Consider the following 18,024-nt stretch of genomic DNA (forward strand, 5'->3'; position numbering starts at 1 on the left):
GTGACGGAAGCCTCTCAATCCCTAGTGCAGGCTTATCCTAAGCATGGTCAGCCAGAAAAAGCGATCGCACTTTGCCAACACCTGAGGGAACACCCTGACCCCCAGATACAGGAATGGGCAGCTAAAACTGAGACTGAGTTAATTACCAAGTATCCTGTTGCTGCTAAGTCCCCTGCTGATGCCACAGGGTTTACTCCCCTAGAGGATCAGGCGTCTAGCCCACTGAAACTGAGCCGTAAACCAAACCATACTGCTTCATCCTCTTCCCTATTACCAGTTCCCTACTCTCCCCCGGATATTCCCACCCTCTACACTCCTCGTCCTCGATGGCGCAACTGTGGACGAGCACAGCATTGGCATCCCCTGAAATCTCCCAAGATGGAACGGTTGTGGTTAGTAGCAATCACGGTTGCGATCGCATTTTTCTGGCTACTGCGCTTAAGCGTCGAATTCGCCATGGAAACCATCAATTCGATCTTGGTAGAGTTACCGTGGTTCCAACCCTTCCAATTGTTATACCGTGACCCAACTCTAGCCCTAGGAATTACCATAGCAATCCTATTTATCCTATCGCCCTGGTTAATGGATGGATTGCTAAAACAGTTTCATGGTCTTGAACCCTTATCCCTAACTCAACTAGCTTCCCGCCATCCAGAATCCGCTAAAGTCATCCAAAAGGTTTGCCGCAAACGACGTCTGCCCTTACCGAGCTTAAAAGTCTTACCCACAGACGCCACCGTAGCCCTGACCTATGGTAACTTACCTCGCACTGCTCGCATTGTAGTTAGTCAGGGATTATTAGACCAGCTCAAAGATGATGAAATTGCCAACATCTACGCTGGTCAGCTAGGACATATTATCAATCGGGATTTCATGTTGATGTCCCTAGGGGTACTAATTATTCAAATCCCTTACACTATCTATTGGCAAATCCCTCAGTGGGCAGAGAAGCTAAAGGAATTACTGCTAGTTAAATTACCTGGTGCTAGGGGATGGTTAAGCGCAATCCTTTTAGGAATTACCGGTACTGTTGCTTCCCTCTGTTACAGCATTTACTGGGTATTGAGCTTACCGCTGCTATGGTTATCTAGAGCTAGAGTTTACTATAGCGATCGCATCGCCATCTCAATCACTGGTAATCCCAATGGCTTGACCCGCGCCTTACTAAAAATTGCCCTAGGGATAAGCGAAGACATCCAAATTTCCGGCCAAACCAGTGGGCTATTAGAAAGCTTTGATGTCTTACTGCCCGTCGGTTATCAGCAAGCCATAGTTATCGGCAGTTTTTCCCCCACCACCCCCTTTGAAGACATCTTAAAATGGGACTGTACTAATCCCTACCGCTACTGGTTAATCATCAACTCTGCCCATCCCCTACTGGGAGAACGCTTACATTTACCTAAGCGCTATGCCCACTTTCTCAAGCTTAATCCGGAACTAGATTTACCCGCCCTAATTCCTGCCAGTCGCAATCGAGCTGAATTTTTCTCTAAACTCAGCAACAGTTACAAAGCCTTACCCCTGCTACAAAGTACCCTAATTTTTGGCGTAATAATGGGGGCAGCCCTAAGAGGGATACTTTGGATAATTGGTAAACTGTCTGACCTCTTCGACATTTGGCAGTTAATTTGGCTACATAATGCCAATTCCTTTATCGATGCTTGTATCTTAATTGCCTTTAGTATCAGTGTCTTTCTCTGGATTAATAATTACTTTCCCGACCTCAAACCTACTAATATCGGTACTGACCCCGACTTAGGAGATTATTTCGCCACTAACGCTACCCTACCTCCCGATAGTCGTCCTGTTATCTTAAGCGGAAAACTATTAGGACGTTCGGGATTAAGCAATTGGCTCGGACAAGATTTAATATTACAAACATCAACAGGTTTAGTCAGACTAAATTACTGTTCCTATCTCGGACCACTAGGTAATATCCTACCTCAACCCACCCGTGTTAGTAATTTAGTTAACCAGACCGTGATTGTCACTGGTTGGTTTCGCCGGGGTGTTAATCCCTGGATTGATATTGAAACCATCAGTATCGAAGAAGATAAAGTAATTCGCAGCTACTATCCCATTTGGATTACCATCCTCGCCACAGTAGCAGCCCTATCCGGCGCTTATCTGATTTTCCAAGTGGGAGCATGAAATTATTACGAGGGAATCGGGAATCGGGAATCGGGAATCGGGAATCGGGAATCGGGAATCGGGAATCGGGAATCGGGAAGTTGAGATCAGCTCCCTGTTCCCTGTTCCCTGTTCCCTGTTCCCTTTTTAGTTCAATTCTATATTCACAACCCAAATCCAAACACTATAGTATGAAAAAACTGTTTCTGATTTTACCATTAGCTATCTTAACTTTTGGAAGTATAGTTGTTAACAGCCAAGAAACCTCCTCACCCAATAGTTACACTCAATCGGTTACCAGTGAAGTGTTAGGTAGTGGTTATCCGACTCAAGAAAAAAAGGAAATTATTGAACTTATTCGCCATACCATCAAACCCAGAACAAAACTGCCTCATCATACTCATACCGGCATGCAAATTGCACTAGTAGAGGCTGGCACGTTAACGTTTACTGTTGTGAAAGGAGAGGCTAAAGTAAGGAAAGCTAATGGCACAGAATTAATTATGCAAGCAGGGCAGACTACACAACTAACCGTTGGAGATTCTCTAGTTGAATCTAGCGGAATGGTTCATTATGGTGAAAACAAAACAAACAAACCAGTTATTCTTCTGTCCGCTTCTCTATTTGATGTTGACCAACCAAAAACTATTTTACTCGATCCAGAAAAATGAAGAATAAAGTGTAAGCGGTCAGCTGTCAGTGGTCAGCGGTCAGCCGTTGGCCTTGCTCGGAAGCTCCCGACTCCCGACTCCCGACTCCCGACTCCCGACTCCCGACTCCCGACTCCCGACTCCCGAAAAAAATATTAAGAAATGTTGCGTTATCTGTAAATATTCGTTACATTTATTTACATAACTGATTACCAGAGGACCACTACGTCCTTAAGACCTTGAGCTCACAGCCAGGGATAAAGGCACACTGTAAGCGTATTGGCCCTAGGTTTTCTCCTCCCAACACAGCAAGTATCACCAGCCCCTGTCAATGGCTGGTTTTTTTATATAGACTTCTTGCAGAAGTCGGGAACAGGGAACAGGGAACAGGGAACAGTGGATAAGAATTGACGCAAACACTATCAGAAAACTACTTTTGCAAGAGGTCTTATCTAGAAATTCTCCATTGAGTCTCTATTCCCGGCTCCCGACTCCCGATTCCCGACTCCCGATTCCCGATTCCCGATTCCCTCCAAAATTTGTTACAAAAGTTTTTAAATTATGTTATAATATTGGTTTTTTATGTTATCATAAAATTGCCCCAGACGTTAAACGTTAAACGGGAAGAGCCAGCCTGAAGATATTGCAGGCTGAAGGCTGGCTCTAGGACCCCTTATAACAGGAGATACATTAGATTATGTCCTATGCTGAACGCCTACATCCATGGGTGGTGGTGCGCCTATTGCCCAAGATGCAACGAGTGATTGTTGCTCGGTTCCGCAAACGTTCGGATGCCGAGGGTCATATGCAGGCTCTGAAACGGCTAATGCCTGATGCTCAATTTGTGATTATATTTGATATCGGAGAGCCGATCACTGAAGAAGACTCTTAGGATTATAGGGAGTAGGGAGTAGGGAGTAGGGAGTAGGGAGTAGGGAGTAGGGAGTAGGGAGTAGGGAGTAGGGAATCGGGAGTCGGGAGTCGGGAGTCGGGAATCGGGATTAGGGGTAAGAAAATTGACTATACCTCATCAGTATGATCGAGCCTATACCAATTCTGGAAATTACTACTACACATTAATTTCATCTCCCCTCTCCCCACACTCCCCACACTTCCCACACTTCCCACACTTCCCACACTTCCCACACTCCCCACCCTCTTGCCTCTTGCCTCTTGCCTCTCCCCAAAGAGATTATTCACGAATAAACTACCATAGCAATATATCCAGAGTACAAACAAGACACTACCACCATGCCGCGACTGAATCTGATCGCTTCTGATCAAGCTTCTGGAAATCAACAGGCTGCACCTATCGAAAGCCCTAATCACTTCGATGGGAATGGGAAAACAAAGCAGCCTCAATCTCAGCAGTCAGACCCCATGACCGGGGTGACATCAAACCAAATTGAGCTGGATTTGGAAGCAGTGAATCAGCAACTTGCTGAGGCTAGCCCTACCAAAATCGTAGAATGGGCAGCTGAAACCTTTGGTGATGGCTTAGTGATGAGTAGCAGCTTTGGGATCCAGTCAGCGGTCATGCTGCACTTGGTCACTACTGTGGTGCCAGATATACCAGTAATTTGGGTAGATACGGGCTACCTACCGGTGAAAACCTATCGATTTGCCCAGGAGTTGATCGAACGGCTCAACTTGAATGTAAAAGTGTACCAGTCTGCCATGAGTCCAGCACGGATGGAAGCGTTGTATGACAGACTCTGGGAAAAGAATGATGTAGAATCCCTCAACCGCTACGACCAAATCCGCAAGGTCGAACCGATGCAGCGGGCTTTGCGGGAACTGAACGCAACGGGATGGTTAGCAGGATTGCGCAAGCAACAGACTGACCACCGCAAGACGATGGGCTGGGTTAACAAGCAGGGAGAGCAGCACAAGATTTTGCCAATTCTTAACTGGCACTCTAGGGATATCTATCAGTATTTGACAGCTCACGACTTACCCTATCATCCCATGTTTGATGAGGGTTATACAACCGTCGGTGATTGGCATTCCAGCCGACCTTTATCCTTCGATGATCAGGATGAACGGGATACCCGTTTTCATGGCCTTAAGCAAGAGTGTGGTATACACTTGCCTGAAACTCCTGGTGAAGCGGCAAGTCTTGATTCTAGTTCGCTTTAATTTTAATAGGGAGTAGGGAGTAGGGAGTAGGGAGTAGGGAATTAGAATGCGATTGACCTTTGGTCACGCTACGCGAACGCATTCTATTCCGATAATGCCTCTACAACTAATCGGTAGAACTGGCATCTTGCCAGTTTGCTGGGGGCATCAGGCGTGGAACTGGCATCTTGCCAGTTTGCTACAGTCTAGAAATAATGCGATTGACCTTTGGTCACGCTACGCGAACGCATTCTATTCCGATAATGCCTCTACAACTAATCGGTAGAACTGGCATCTTGCCAGTTTGCTACTATCACAGATGCGATCGCATACTAGTTTAATAGTGCCTCTACAACTAATTGGTGGAACTGGCATCTTGCCAGTTTGCTACTATCACAGACGCGATCGCACTCTACTTCAATAGTGCCTCTACAATCATGCGATTGACCTTTGGTCACGCTACGCGAACGCATTCTGCTTCAACCTTAACCCTTCAACCTTGGCCTATTGGCCACGCTACGCGAACAACCAACTAACCTTCAACTTTCAACCCGATTAAACCTTCAACCCGATTAAACCTTCAACCAACTAACCTTCAACCTTCAACATGGCCAATTGGGATCCCTATCTAGAATCAATCCGTAAAACCTACGCCCAATGGTGGCAAGTTTATACCCCGACCGATATCGAAGACCGCAAGCGCAAGCAGCAGCAACAGACCCCGATGCTGTTCAACTTTGACCTAATGGTCGAAACCATGAAGTCGGAGCAGCCAGCAAGAGACCAGAATCAAGAAGAAACCGAGTGCTTACCTGTCCTAGAAGGATTGCGCAAGTATGCTGATGACCATGTATTACTGGTGGGACGTCCGGGTTCCGGCAAATCCACAGCCTTAGTGCAATTGCTGGCAGATGAAGGGATACAAGGGAAAATTCCCGTGCTGGTGGAACTGCGATATTACCAGATATCGGTGCTGGAGTTAGTGCGGAATTTTCTGAAACGCCATGGTGTATGGCTCGACTCCACCGAGGAGATCGAAAGACTACTGTTTAAAGGGCAATTCTGGTTACTGATCGATGGCGTGAACGAGCTACCCTCAGAAGCAGCACGCCTAGATTTGACTCAGTTTCGGCAGGATTACCAGAAGACTACTCCCATGATTTTCACCACCAGGGATTTAGGAGTTGGTGGTGACTTGGGGATTCAGAAGAAGTTGGAAATGCAACCCTTGAGTGCAGACCAAATGTCGGAGTTTGTCCGCAAGTATTTGCCTGAAAAGGGAGAGCAAATGCTTGAGCAGTTGGGCGATCGCTTACGGGAGTTTGGGCAAACTCCCCTACTATTGATGATGCTATGTTCCCTGTTTCAAAATAAGGGAGAGATACCGTCAAATCTGGGTTTAGTGTTTCGCTCATTTACCCAGTTCTATTCTGATAACATCAAGCAAGATGTTAAGGTTTCCAAGCAATCAAGAGTATTTTGGCCAGACCTGCTGCAACAGTTAGGATTTGTAATGACAACAGGGGATAACCCCAAGCAGATAAGTGTTGGTATTCCTAAGACAAAAGCCGAGGAAATTTTAACTGATTATCTACTGAACAAAGATTTTATTGATCCTGATATTCGCGCCAAGACTTGGCTTGATGACTTACTAAACCATCACTTGATTCAACAATCAGGAGAGTTGATTGAGTTTCGACACCAACTGCTCCAAGAATACTATACAGCAGAATATTTATTGAAGCAATTACCACGTATTACGGATCAGCAGTTGCAACAGACCTATCTCAATTATTGGAAATGGACAGAACCTCTGGTCATGATGCTGCAATTGGTAGACAATCAAGCCCAAGCCCAGCGGGTGGTAAGGTTAGGGTTAGATTTTGATTGGCAACTGGGAGCCAGGTTAGCAGGAGCAGTAAAACCGGAATTTCAGCAAGATACTGTCCAGTTGGTAGCTCGGTTAAATGTTCCGAAGTCTCTTAAGGTTCAGCTGTTGGGAGTAACTCAATCAGAAACAGCCATACCTGAGCTAATTAAATACCTGGATGATGACAATTTATACGTGCGAATAAATGCGGCAGAAGCTCTAGGGGAAATAGGGACAGAAGCCACGATTGACCCGTTAATTAAATTCCTCGATGATCCCGACCCATCTGTGCGGATAAGTGCAGCATCTGCTCTAGGGGAAATAGGGACAGAAACCAGGATTGAACCATTAATTAAATCCCTGGATGATCCCGACTATTCTGTGCGGAGGATGGCGGTATCTGCTCTGGGGGAAATCGGGACAGAAGTGGCGATTGACCGGTTAATTAAATCCCTGGATGATCCCGACTATTCTGTGCGGAAGATGGCGGTATCTGCTCTGGGGGAAATCGGGACAGAAGCCACGATTGACCGGTTAATTAAATCCCTGGATGATCCCGACTCATCTGTGCGTGAAAGGGCGGCAGAAGCTCTGGGCAAAATTGGGACAGAAGTGGCGATTGAGCCGTTAATTAAATCCCTGGATGATCCCGACTCATCTGTGCGTGGAAGAGCGGCAGAATCTCTCGGGGAAATTGGTACAGAAATGACGATTGAGCCGTTAATTAAATCCCTGGATGATCCCGACTCATCTGTGCGTGGAAGAGCGGCAGAATCTCTCGGGGAAATTGGTACAGAAATGACGATTGAGCCGTTAATTAAATTGCTAGATGATGATAACTATTTTGTGCAGATAAATGCGGCAGATTCTCTCGGTAAAATTAAGGCAGAAGTAGCGATTGATCCATTAATTAAATCCCTGAATAATCCCGAATCATCTGTGCGGATAAGTGCGGCAGATGCTCTTGGAAAAATTGGTAACAAAGTAGCGATTAATCCGTTAAAAAAATGCCTGGGTGATCCCGAATCATCTGTGCGTGAAAGTGCAGAATATGCTCTAAAAAAAATCGGGCAGAGAAGCCAGGATTGACTAGTTAAATAAATGCCTAGATGATAAAAACTTAGATGTGCGTGGAAGGAGGGCAGATGCTCTGGGTAAAATTGGGACAGAAGGCAATTAACCGATTAATTAGATGCCTGGATGATCCCGACCCATCTGTGCGGATAAGTGCAGCAAAAGCTCTGGGCAAAATTGGGACAGAAGTGGCGATAGACCGGTTAATTAAATCCCTGGATGATCCCGACCCATCTGTGCGGATAAGTGCGGCAAATGCTCTGGGTAAAATTGGTACAGAAATGGGGATTGAACTGTTAATTAAATGCCTGGATAATGATCAATCATATCTACGTGTAATGGCGGCAGATGCTCTGGGTGAAATTGGTACAGACGCCACTATTCCTAAACTGATTAATCTGCTGAAAAACCAAGAATTTGCAGCAACTATTGCAGAAACTAATGATGAAGATACTTTTCAGAAAACCATGAAAGCCCTTGAAGCCAGTCAAGAGCGCTACCAATTGTACAAAGCAATCGATAATCCCAAACCTACTCCCAAACCCGATAATCCTGAACCGATTACCAATCAAAGCATATCCATACTCCACCTCTCGGACCTCCACATCACCACCCCTGAGCAAGCTACCCGTTGGTCAAACCAACTCGCCCAAGACCTGAAGCAAGACCTTCAAATCCCTCACCTTGATGCTCTTATCCTCTCCGGTGATATCGCGAATTATTCTACTCCAGACGAATACCAGGCTGCACAACAGTTTCTCCACAACCTCCGCCAAGACTTCCCCCTAGACCCGAAGCAAATTGTTCTAGTTCCCGGTAACCATGACCTAAACTGGGAACTAGCAGAGGAGGCTTATGAGTTACAGTATCGCAAAAAATACCACGGTGAACTAAAAGAGGGTCACTACATCAAAGTCAGTGAAGAGGTGATTGAAGTCCGAGACGAAGCCAAATACCAACAACGCTTTGCCAACTTCAGTCAATTCTATCAAGCTATCAAAACTGAACCCTATCCTCTCGACTATCACCAGCAAGCCATTATCGACCATTTCCCAGACCAAAACTTGCTGATTCTAGGACTAAACTCCGCTTGGCAACTGGATCACCACTTCAAAGACCGTGCTAGCATTCACCCAATTGCTCTAACCAACGCCCTCAGAGAGATTCGCGGTAATCCAAACTACCACAACTGCCTGAAAATAGCGGTTTGGCACCATCCCCTCAATAGTGGTGGAAGCGATAGGATTATCGACCAAGGATTCATGGAAGAACTTGCTGTTGCTAGATTCCGCTTCTTCCTCCACGGACAAATCCACAAAGCCCAAGCCAGCGTTTTCCCTTACGACCTCAGTCCAGATGGGCGCAAACTGGACGGAATTTGTGCTGGCACCTTTGGCGCACCGACCCTTGAACTAAGAACTGGTTATCCCTGGCAATATAATCTACTGAAAATTAACGGTAATCAGCTCACTGTCCGCACTCGCCGCCGGGAAGAAGCTAATGGTGCTTGGAAACCTGATTCACGGTGGACTCAGGGTCCGGGAGAAGGTGCTAAAGATCATTATTCCATTGAGTTGTAGGGAGTCGGGAGTGATGTTGTGCCAAGAGCTGCTCAAATTCCTCCAGGGAGTTACTCTCAAGAGAGTGATCAATCAGCTGTTTCAACACAGAGATATCTTCTATGGCATTAATCTCTGCCACCAATTCCGCTGATACCGATTCAAAGTGATTTTGTAAAATTTTAACTACTGTCTCTTGTAAGCCTTCCCGATATTCTTGAAGTCCTTGTTGAAGTCCTTGTTGAAATCCTTGTTGAAATCCTTTTTCAAAACCCCTCTTCATTGCCCTTTCTTCGACTCGACTAATTAAAGGCATCTGTCTTTCCTCCTGATAACGTTCAAGTTCTTAATTCAGCTCCTCTTGTAACTATTCCGGTCAAGCCATGATCTAGTCAATACAGTGGCTGCAAGTGATTAATTCCATGGTGGGCAGTGCTTAGCAACATCCGCCCAGCTGATTTGATCTGTTTGATGCACTGCCCACCCTACATCAACTTCTCAACTATTCCGGTCAAGCCATGATCTAGTCAATACAGTGGCTGCAAGTGATTAATTCCATGGTGGGCATTGCTTAGCAACACCCGCCCAGGTAATTTTATCTGTTTGATGCACTGCCCACCCTACATCAACTTGGTGGAACGGGCATCTTGCCCGTTTCCATACTCTTCAATTCTCCTGACTAACCTGATGTTGTGCCAATAGCTGCTCAAATTCCTCAAGGGATTTACTCTTAAGAGAGTGATCAATCAACTGTTTCAACACAGAGATATCTTCTATTGAATTAATCGCTGCCACCAATTCCGGTGATACCGATTCAAAGTGATTTTGTAAAATTTTAACCACTGTCTCTTGAAGTCCTTGTTTAAGTCCTTGTTCCAGACCCCTCTTCATTGCCCTTTCTTCCACTCGACTAATCAAAGGCATCTGTCTTTCCTCCTGATAACGTTCAAGTTCTTGATTCAGCTCCAGTTCTAACTCTTCCGGTAAAGCCATCATTTGGTCAATACACTGGAACAGTTTCACTATATCGTTTTTACTATAACCTCGTTCAAAAAGTCTCCGAATCAGGTACCACTTCCATCGCTTGCGCTCCATCGGTTGTTTATGGGTAGCTTTGGTTTTCAAATGAGCCATTACCACTACTGCAAAGGGATTAGTACTCGATTCCAACACCTGCCACATTGACTGATAGTTCAGTAATTTAACAATCGGAAATTCTAGACTCAGGCGACAACCTCCCAAGCCATATTCATAGGACGATGGAGACCAAGACGCATTCTCATCTCCCAATACCGCTAAGCTAATCACAGGTTTCTCGTACAGGTCAAATGCCCTGTAATGATATTGGTACATTCGCTTAGCAAAGGTTGATTCTTTTTGGCTTTGTACCTCTACATGAATCAACACCCAAGTTTCATTTCCACCACAGAGCCACACCTGGAATAATTTATCAGCGATTCGTTTTCCTGATTCGGCTGCACCAACTATCTGCTGTAGCTCTGTATCAAGGGATTTAGGTGTCTGATTCCAATCAATCAGAGTGTGAACTTGGGGAAAACAAAACTGCAAAAATGAATCGAAATAGGCTTGTAATGCTTCTTTCCAAGGATTGTCATAGTCAGCTATTGGTTCGCTCATTTCTATTTTTTACTTCTAGACTAATCCTAAAAACCATCTCATCAAAAAGAGATCACTGCTCTCGTTGCTGTCATGGTATTCAGTGTAGTAAATTGTATAGTAAAATAGCGGATTATGGGTAGATTAATACTAAAATTACTGAAAGCAATTTCTAGGATTTATAAAATAGGTTAAGTCCACAAGTTTATAATTTTAGTAAATAGCTATGCAGCCAGTAAAAAGGGGAGCCAGTTGCTGATATGACTCCCCATCTTCTAAAGTTTCCTGTGTTTAACTATTCCGATCAGGTGACTGGGATCAGAAATGCGATCGCTTTTAGCGATCGGTGTCATCCACTGCCCACCCTACATCGACACTTATCCCTTAGTCTCCAAACTCATCAAAAAACAACCTACGGCTACCTAGGAATAAACCAGGGCTATTGTCTCCAGTGGAAAAAGCAGTGACTCCAAATAAATAAGAACCACTAAACTCAGGATTTTCCTTAGCTCTAACCGAAACTGTAATGGTTTCACCAGGAGCAACCGGTGGATCAAACACAACAGTTACTTGATCCGAGTTAGACGATTCACTTCCCCCAATATTAGCCAAAGTCAGGGATGAGCCACCAGCAAAAGAATCGCCAACAAATGCACGACTCTTTCTCGGATCAAATTTGACTTTCTCGATATTAGTTTTATTCTGGGTAATCGTTACAGCTTGCAAAGACTCTCCAGCATCTTCCGGTAATCTGAGGGTGAATTGGTACGTTGCTGGCACCCTTACTCTAGTAAAGCTCGTAGCTGCCCTAACTAAACGCGGAGCACGATTAAACACAGTCTTACCATTACCGATTTCAATCGTCTTAGCAGGTAAGCCATAAAGAGTAGTTGGTAGCAATATTCCCAATAAAAAAGCACCAGAGCCTATAAGACGAGCCTTAGTTAATTCCCAACGTGCTATAGTGTTAGTCATCTGAATCACCTCTAATCAAGAAAGCGTCCGAAAGAAATTTACTATTTAACAAAAAATTGTTAATTAACCAATACTATTCAACGATAACTACTCAACCGGACTTAATCTTAAGTATCAGACTCTTCCGTTAAAATTACGTGATATCTACCTTATAAAACCATAATAAAACCGAATATAGCTTTGCTCATACCTATTAGATACACAGAATTTTTTACCACTTCCAACTTCCCTACTCCCCACTCCCTACTCCCTACTCCCTATTCCCTTAACGCCAGCCAAACCAACGCATTACTGGCACTAGCAGGTAATAACTCACCCCTAGCCAAAATCCTTGTAATATAGCCAAAATAGCAAAAAAAGTCATCGGGTGATAGAAATCCAGTTTACCGGTTCTAGAAAAGGAAAAGATATTAACCACAAATCCTGCTGGCAATAGATCAGATGACACTAGACCCCCAAATACGCCACCAGTTCCTGCTGCCACCACTAAGGCATGAACAAGATTATGACTGGGTAGCCCTAATCCTAGTACCAGGAGCATTACTGTAACCGCAGTAATCCATGGCAGCAACCCCTGGTCAGGTACATAAGACAGCAATAATAGCGTAGGTACCGTTGCCTGCCACATCAACCATCCCAGGCTATAACCAAAAATACCCATTATCCCTGCCACTAAAAAACGCCGCTGCTGACCAAAGCCTCTTGCAGCCGTCAACCCCCAAGCTGTACCTAAGCCAGCCGCCGCAAACAATAGCATTTCTTGCCACATTGTTATTTGTAGCGAAGGCAAGATCATAGACAGTTCCCCAGAGAGCCAATTTGTCACTTTCTCCCCAAGACTTGTCCAATTCAATACCATAAACCCAACCGTTGCACAAAAAACTCCCCCAAAAGCTCCGAGGAACATCTCCCAGGCACTATCGAGACAGGCTAGTGCGATGGTGATCACTACTGCTAAAAAGAAATGTTTTACGGATGTGATCGAGTGGGTCAAGCCTGTCAAAGATTGTGTTAGTTTAGAGCTAGATAACCCCAGAGCAGCTACCTGATTTCCTTGAGACGAAGATACTGGTGCTTGGGTAGGCTGGTAGCTAGTGCTAGGAGTCATACTTAAGCGCAGATGAATCTCAATGGTAGTTGTTGGTCGTTGTTGGGGTACTACGCTGAGCATTTCATCCAGCAAGTCCGCCAAGTCATGACTTACCACTGCCTGCTCTCGCCATCGAAATTCACCAGTTACTGGGTCTTGTAAATCCTTCAACTCAATACCCGTCAGTAAATGAATCATGGTTCGGCTCAGGGCATAGAAATCAGCAGCGGGTCCAATTGCTGCACCAGCTATCTGTTCCGGTGGAGAGTAACCTGGAGTAATCAACCGAGTCGAATCGTTCTGAGAAGACTCAGAACCCACACTCAATTGTTTAGCTCCCCCAAAATCAATCGCCACTAGCTCTCCCGTGGTTTCCCGCAGCATTAAGTTTGAGGGTTTGATGTCACGGTGAATCACTCCACAACTGTGCAAGACCTGTAAAATTTCTGCTGCCTGGTAGAGCCAGTCCCGCACTAATATCTCTGGACATCCCTGAGGATGATCTGTGAGCATTTGCTCCAAGGTTGAACCGTTGATTTTTTCCATCACCAAACAGTGCAGGTCCTGTGGCTCAAGACCTAGATCAACCACAAAATAGCTATCTTGGTCAACTTTGGGAATGCCTGGATGATCCAGACGTTGCAAAACATCTGCCTCTTGCTGAAATAGCTGCAATACCTTCGGTTTAGTATCTAGCAATACCTTCAGCACCTTTTCTGTATTCGACCGCAAATCCCAAACGGTGTATATGTTGGCAAATCCTCCTGAACCCAAGAGCTGGAGAGGTAAGTAGCGATTCTTGAGCTTTAACTTTGCTCCACAACCATTGCAAAAGTTGTTATCCCTTGGCTGAGGGTAGGGTGCTGGGCAATTGGGATTAATGCAATGAATTGATTCAGCAACAAATAGATGCACAATACAGCTCAAGAGACATTGTGATTTGATTTTATCGAACTGAGGAATTTTCTGATTAGTTATGAGTGGTTTTTGAATTGAAATTTTGATGAAACGACCTTTACGTTTGTCCTAAGCACCACTGGCCGGAAAACTGCCACCGATAAAGTGAATATCACTGAAGGTTTCGATCCACAGACGAGCTCCACAATCAAGAGGGTTATCCGGCTGATACACAATCCTACACGGACCGAGGATTTCTACCTGGTTGCCATAGGTATTGTCGCCACTTCGTTTTACCGAAATCACTGGCAGCCGCTCTTCACGGCTTTTGTGGTTATTGGAGCCAATCCGATTACGATTGACATTAATTTTCGCTAAAGCAGGAGGACGACTTTTACGCCAAGTTCCTTTCGGTCCCCGGTTCTTCTTGGTAATTTGTGGCAGATAGTTGAACAGGGGAATAATCCAGAACTTACCGCTTTTATAAGCACCCCTTACTCTACCGGAGTCAAGCAATTGCCGTAATCGTCGAGGAGAAATACCCAACAGAGATGCTGCTTCAGTAGTCCCAACACACTTGTTCATAAGTTAATTTTCCTCTCACTTCCTTTACTCTTCCGATATCAGTATTATAACGAATCATCAAAGAATTGGCAAGGACACAACCCAGATTTAGGTGTTAGGTTTTAGGTATTAGGTTCTGGGTTTTGGGTTTTGGGTTTATTACTTATTCCTAGTATTTAAACCTAGTTAGGACTTAAGCCTAGTACCTAATGTCTAATCTCTAATGCCTAAAGCCTAAAGCCTAAAGAAATAGACCACTAAAGTACTGGACTACTATGGCCACCTATCCCGGAATTTCCAGCGACGCCTTCAAGCACCCCCTTGACCAACAAGCGGAGCAAGCTTTACGCAGTGTCCCTGGTTTTGACTTAGTTTCTCGTAAGTTTGTGGAATTTCTTTACGAGCGTCCCCAGTTTGTCTATCTTATGGGCAACAGTATCCAAGTCGGACCGCGCCAGTATGCTAATATTTATCACTTATTCCGAGAATGTGTTCGGGATTTAGATGTAAATCCCGAACCAGCCCTATTTGTTAGTCAAAACGCTCAGGTTAATAGCTATGCTTTAGGTCAAGATAATCCTTACATTGTTATCAACACTGGCTTATTAGACTTACTGAATGAAGCAGAAATCCGTACTATCCTGGCTCACGAATTAGGACATATCAAGTGCGGTCACACCATCTTAATTCAGATGGCGATTTGGGCAATGAATGCTGCCTCTATGTTAAGTGAAATGACCTTTGGCTTAGGGAATATCGTCAGCACTGGCTTAATTTTCGCCTTTTATGAATGGCGTCGCAAAGCTGAATTATCCGCTGACCGTGCTGCTTTACTAGTGATAGATGACCTGAAGACTGTGATGCAAACGATGATGAAAGTGTCTGGTGGCAGTGCTAAGCATCTACAGGAATGCAGTCTTGATGAATTTATCCGTCAATCAGAAAATTATCAAGAACTAGACCAAGACAGTCTCAATCAAATCTATAAGTTCTTACTCTATAATGGTGGTATTAATCGTCAATTCCTGAGCCATCCATTTCCAGTTGAACGCATACACTACCTGCGAAAGTGGGCAATTTCAGAGGAATATCGTCAAATTTGTCAGGGTAATTATCAACGTGTTACCAAAAAGGGAGCAGTTGACGTTGACTCGAATCCACCATCGAACAACTCAGTCAATGAAGCGGAACAGTTGCAGCGTCAAATCCAGGAATTGCAACGGGAAATTAATCGCATTAAGAATAAGTAAGAGGGAACAGGGAATAGGGAACAGGGAATAGTGGAAAGAGGTCGTATTCATAAAATTTTGTTAGGTGCGCTCTTACCATTAATAATTAAATTCGCCACGGGTCGCACCTGTTGAATAGGCTAATTTTCCTGTCTTGGAATCAATAGCAGTAGAGTGGGCATCCTGCCCGCCCAAAAATAAGCATGAAACTGGCAAGATGCCATTTCCACACTCAAAAATAAGCATGAAACTGGCAAGATGCCAGTTTCACGCCCGAAAATAAGCATGAAACTGGCAAGATGCCAGTTTCACGCCCGAAAATAAGCATGAAACTGGCAAGATGCCAGTTCCACGCCCGAAAATAAGCATAAAACTGGCAAGATGCCAGTTCCACGCCCGAAAATAAGCATGAAACTGGCAAGATGCCAGTTCCACGCCAGATGCCCATTCCACCGATCGCACCGCTCCCGACTCCCGATTCCCGATTCCCGACTCCCGACTCCCGACTCCCGACTCCCGACTCCCGACTCCCGATTCCCGATTCCCTGCTCCCTGTTCCCTATTCCCTATATTGAGAATACCAGGCAGAGAGTGCTAAGTGATGTACTTCTAACCAAGAGCAGTTATTGTCCTTGGCTAACTTAGCGCAATCTTGGTATTCTGGGTGGACATTCATAATCGTTTTGTGAGGTGAGCGATCGCTCCAAGCCACTTTCACACTAATTTGGCCATACTTAGTCTGTACCTGCTGGATTTCCCGAGGTAAGATCGCTCGTTGCTGAGTTAGACGTCGCACTCCTAAGGTAGTGGTTTCTCGGAATAATACTGCCTGACAGGCGTCTAGATCTTGAGGATGACAGATGACACTGAGCAGGATACCTGGTCGAGATTTCTTCATGCCAATAGCTTGAGTAAACACATCCACAGCACCAGCGTTAAATAACTCTTGGAATACATAGCCAATGGCTTGAGGATTGAGGTCATCAATTTGAGTCTCTAGCACTGAGATAGTTTCTAGGGAAGAGTTAGCAGAAGAAGAGTTAGCAGAAAGGGGTGACTGGTGTAAGGTTGGTGGGGGTAAGTTTGACGGTTTAACCTTGAACTTGCTAAGCTTGAAGGCTTCTGACGATTCACCAATCCACAATCGCAACATATTGGGAATGGGTAATTGTCGAGAACCAGCACCATTACCGATTTTTTGGATAGTCATTGCTGGTGGTGAACCAAAGCTAGTGGCTAAGGTAACGGCAATCGCTGCTCCCGTTGGTGTTACTAATTCCCGCTCAATCCCATTACTGTAAACTGGCACCTGACGGGATTCCCACAATTTCAGTACTGCTGGTACTGGCACCGGTAGGCGACCATGAGCTGCCCATACTGTCCCACCACCAGTGGGCAGTGGAGAACAATAGATTTGGTCAATTCCTAGCCAATCTAAGCCTAAGCAAGTACCAACTATATCGATAATGGCATCAGTAGCGCCTACTTCATGGAAGTGAACTTTTTCTGGGGAAATACCATGAACAGCTCCTTCGGCTTCTGCTAGTTTCCGGAAGATAGCAAGAGTCCACTGGGATACTCTTGAGGGTAATTTTCCTGCTGTAATTAATTTTTCTATGTCTGGTAAGTGTCGTGTGGGATGATGATGATGATTCTGCTCAGGTGTATTGATCTCTGTTATGCCTGACCTGTGTTGATGGTGGTGTTTATGGCCGTGTTGATGGTGGTGTTCATGGCCGTGTTCCTGTTGATGGTGATCATGCTTATAGTTTTGATCTAGTAAATCTACATCAACTTTGGTTGCCAACTGACCATTGTGGTGTACTTGGCTAAGTCTTAAGTGATACTCTTGCTCAATTCCGAGTGCTGCTAGCTTTTCCACTAAATATTCCCACGGTACACCCGCAGAAACTAGTGCTCCTAGGCACATATCACCAGCAATTCCAGTGGGACAATCTAAGTAAGCTAGCTTTGTCATTCTAGATCTTCTTGATTAAGACAAATTAATTAAAACAAATTAATTAAGACAAAAGGATTTGGAGCAATTCATCCCCCACAAACCCTACAGGTCTAGATCAGGGAATTATGGCCGGATCTTGCTAACTATACTGACCTCTGAGTCAGAAAAAGCCAAACTGGCAACACACTTAGGTGGCAGTAGTTTTTAATCCTTTGGCAGAACCGTTTCTATGTCTGGCCTTGGTGAATTTTCCCAAGGTTAGGCTTTAGCAATTCAATATTGAGGAATTCA

The 18,024-nt window shown here is 44.8% G+C and carries 20 protein-coding genes; 12 read left to right on the forward strand and 8 right to left on the reverse strand.

What is annotated here, in order from left to right:
• A partial coding sequence (locus F6K57_RS04640; RefSeq protein ID WP_293065237.1) for a M48 family metalloprotease occupies positions 1 to 2,151 on the forward strand: 2,151 nt, incomplete at its 5' end.
• Here the strand turns inward: F6K57_RS04640 and F6K57_RS04645 are convergent.
• Positions 2,087 to 2,305 carry a hypothetical protein gene (locus F6K57_RS04645; RefSeq protein WP_293065240.1) on the reverse strand — a complete coding sequence of 73 codons (219 nt, stop codon included), beginning with the start codon at positions 2,303 to 2,305 and terminating at the stop codon, positions 2,087 to 2,089. The two genes, F6K57_RS04640 and F6K57_RS04645, sit on opposite strands and share 65 nt — an antisense overlap.
• Before the next feature lie 16 nt (positions 2,306 to 2,321).
• On the opposite strand from F6K57_RS04645, the gene F6K57_RS04650 reads away from it, so the two are divergent.
• From F6K57_RS04650 to F6K57_RS04690, 9 genes are all read left to right on the forward strand, one after another.
• Positions 2,322 to 2,801: a cupin domain-containing protein gene (locus F6K57_RS04650; RefSeq protein ID WP_293065243.1), complete on the forward strand. Its 480-nt coding sequence runs from the start codon at positions 2,322 to 2,324 to the stop codon at positions 2,799 to 2,801.
• A gap of 28 nt (positions 2,802 to 2,829) precedes the next feature.
• Positions 2,830 to 2,985 (forward strand): hypothetical protein, encoded by a 156-nt coding sequence (locus F6K57_RS04655; protein WP_293036624.1) that lies wholly within the window; start codon positions 2,830 to 2,832, stop codon positions 2,983 to 2,985.
• A gap of 231 nt (positions 2,986 to 3,216) precedes the next feature.
• Positions 3,217 to 3,399, forward strand: a complete 183-nt coding sequence (locus F6K57_RS04660) for a hypothetical protein (RefSeq protein ID WP_293036622.1) — start codon at positions 3,217 to 3,219, stop codon at positions 3,397 to 3,399.
• 78 nt (positions 3,400 to 3,477) lie between these two features.
• Positions 3,478 to 3,672, forward strand: a complete 195-nt coding sequence (locus F6K57_RS04665; protein WP_070395662.1) for a hypothetical protein — start codon at positions 3,478 to 3,480, stop codon at positions 3,670 to 3,672.
• Between the two features lie 488 nt (positions 3,673 to 4,160).
• Positions 4,161 to 4,919, forward strand: coding sequence for a phosphoadenylyl-sulfate reductase (locus F6K57_RS04670; protein WP_293018643.1), 759 nt, complete (start codon positions 4,161 to 4,163; stop codon positions 4,917 to 4,919).
• A 94-nt stretch (positions 4,920 to 5,013) separates the two neighbouring features.
• The gene (locus tag F6K57_RS04675) at positions 5,014 to 5,184 is read left to right on the forward strand and encodes a hypothetical protein (protein WP_293018633.1); all 171 of its coding nucleotides are present in this window, start codon (positions 5,014 to 5,016) and stop codon (positions 5,182 to 5,184) included.
• Between the two features lie 76 nt (positions 5,185 to 5,260).
• The gene (locus F6K57_RS04680; RefSeq protein ID WP_293018631.1) at positions 5,261 to 5,434 is read left to right on the forward strand and encodes a hypothetical protein; all 174 of its coding nucleotides are present in this window, start codon (positions 5,261 to 5,263) and stop codon (positions 5,432 to 5,434) included.
• Between the two features lie 71 nt (positions 5,435 to 5,505).
• A complete protein-coding gene (locus F6K57_RS04685) occupies positions 5,506 to 7,857 on the forward strand; it encodes a HEAT repeat domain-containing protein (RefSeq protein WP_293065249.1) in 2,352 nt (783 codons plus the stop codon).
• A 56-nt stretch (positions 7,858 to 7,913) separates the two neighbouring features.
• Complete coding sequence (locus F6K57_RS04690; protein WP_293065252.1) at positions 7,914 to 9,422, forward strand: HEAT repeat domain-containing protein; 1,509 nt, start codon at positions 7,914 to 7,916, stop codon at positions 9,420 to 9,422.
• Here the strand turns inward: F6K57_RS04690 and F6K57_RS04695 are convergent.
• From F6K57_RS04695 to F6K57_RS04715, 5 genes are all read right to left on the reverse strand, one after another.
• Complete coding sequence (locus F6K57_RS04695; protein ID WP_293065255.1) at positions 9,394 to 9,717, reverse strand: hypothetical protein; 324 nt, start codon at positions 9,715 to 9,717, stop codon at positions 9,394 to 9,396. The genes F6K57_RS04690 and F6K57_RS04695 overlap by 29 nt on opposite strands.
• A 350-nt stretch (positions 9,718 to 10,067) precedes the next feature.
• Complete coding sequence (locus F6K57_RS04700; RefSeq protein WP_293065258.1) at positions 10,068 to 11,039, reverse strand: transposase; 972 nt, start codon at positions 11,037 to 11,039, stop codon at positions 10,068 to 10,070.
• Positions 11,040 to 11,402: 363 nt separating this feature from the next.
• Complete coding sequence (locus F6K57_RS04705) at positions 11,403 to 11,993, reverse strand: DUF2808 domain-containing protein (protein WP_075904324.1); 591 nt, start codon at positions 11,991 to 11,993, stop codon at positions 11,403 to 11,405.
• 265 nt (positions 11,994 to 12,258) lie between these two features.
• Positions 12,259 to 14,010, reverse strand: coding sequence for a serine/threonine-protein kinase (locus tag F6K57_RS04710; protein WP_293065263.1), 1,752 nt, complete (start codon positions 14,008 to 14,010; stop codon positions 12,259 to 12,261).
• A 99-nt stretch (positions 14,011 to 14,109) separates the two neighbouring features.
• The gene (locus F6K57_RS04715) at positions 14,110 to 14,565 is read right to left on the reverse strand and encodes a helix-turn-helix domain-containing protein (RefSeq protein WP_293018617.1); all 456 of its coding nucleotides are present in this window, start codon (positions 14,563 to 14,565) and stop codon (positions 14,110 to 14,112) included.
• Between the two features lie 254 nt (positions 14,566 to 14,819).
• Between F6K57_RS04715 and F6K57_RS04720 the strand changes: the two genes are divergently transcribed.
• On the forward strand, positions 14,820 to 15,794 hold the full coding sequence (locus tag F6K57_RS04720; RefSeq protein WP_293065265.1) for a M48 family metallopeptidase: 975 nt from the start codon (positions 14,820 to 14,822) through the stop codon (positions 15,792 to 15,794).
• A gap of 211 nt (positions 15,795 to 16,005) precedes the next feature.
• Here the strand turns inward: F6K57_RS04720 and F6K57_RS04725 are convergent, their stop codons facing one another.
• Positions 16,006 to 16,194 carry a hypothetical protein gene (locus F6K57_RS04725; protein ID WP_293065268.1) on the reverse strand — a complete coding sequence of 63 codons (189 nt, stop codon included), beginning with the start codon at positions 16,192 to 16,194 and terminating at the stop codon, positions 16,006 to 16,008.
• Between the two features lies 1 nt (position 16,195).
• Between F6K57_RS04725 and F6K57_RS04730 the strand changes: the two genes are divergently transcribed.
• Positions 16,196 to 16,348, forward strand: coding sequence for a hypothetical protein (locus F6K57_RS04730; RefSeq protein WP_293065271.1), 153 nt, complete (start codon positions 16,196 to 16,198; stop codon positions 16,346 to 16,348).
• Here F6K57_RS04730 and larC read toward each other — a convergent pair.
• On the reverse strand, positions 16,333 to 17,751 hold the full coding sequence (larC, locus tag F6K57_RS04735) for a nickel pincer cofactor biosynthesis protein LarC (protein WP_293065274.1): 1,419 nt from the start codon (positions 17,749 to 17,751) through the stop codon (positions 16,333 to 16,335). The genes F6K57_RS04730 and larC overlap by 16 nt on opposite strands.
• Positions 17,752 to 18,024 lie beyond the last annotated feature (273 nt).

It is taken from the genome of Moorena sp. SIO4A5 (genome assembly GCF_010672005.1).
Classification (GTDB): Bacteria; Cyanobacteriota; Cyanobacteriia; order Cyanobacteriales; family Coleofasciculaceae; genus Moorena.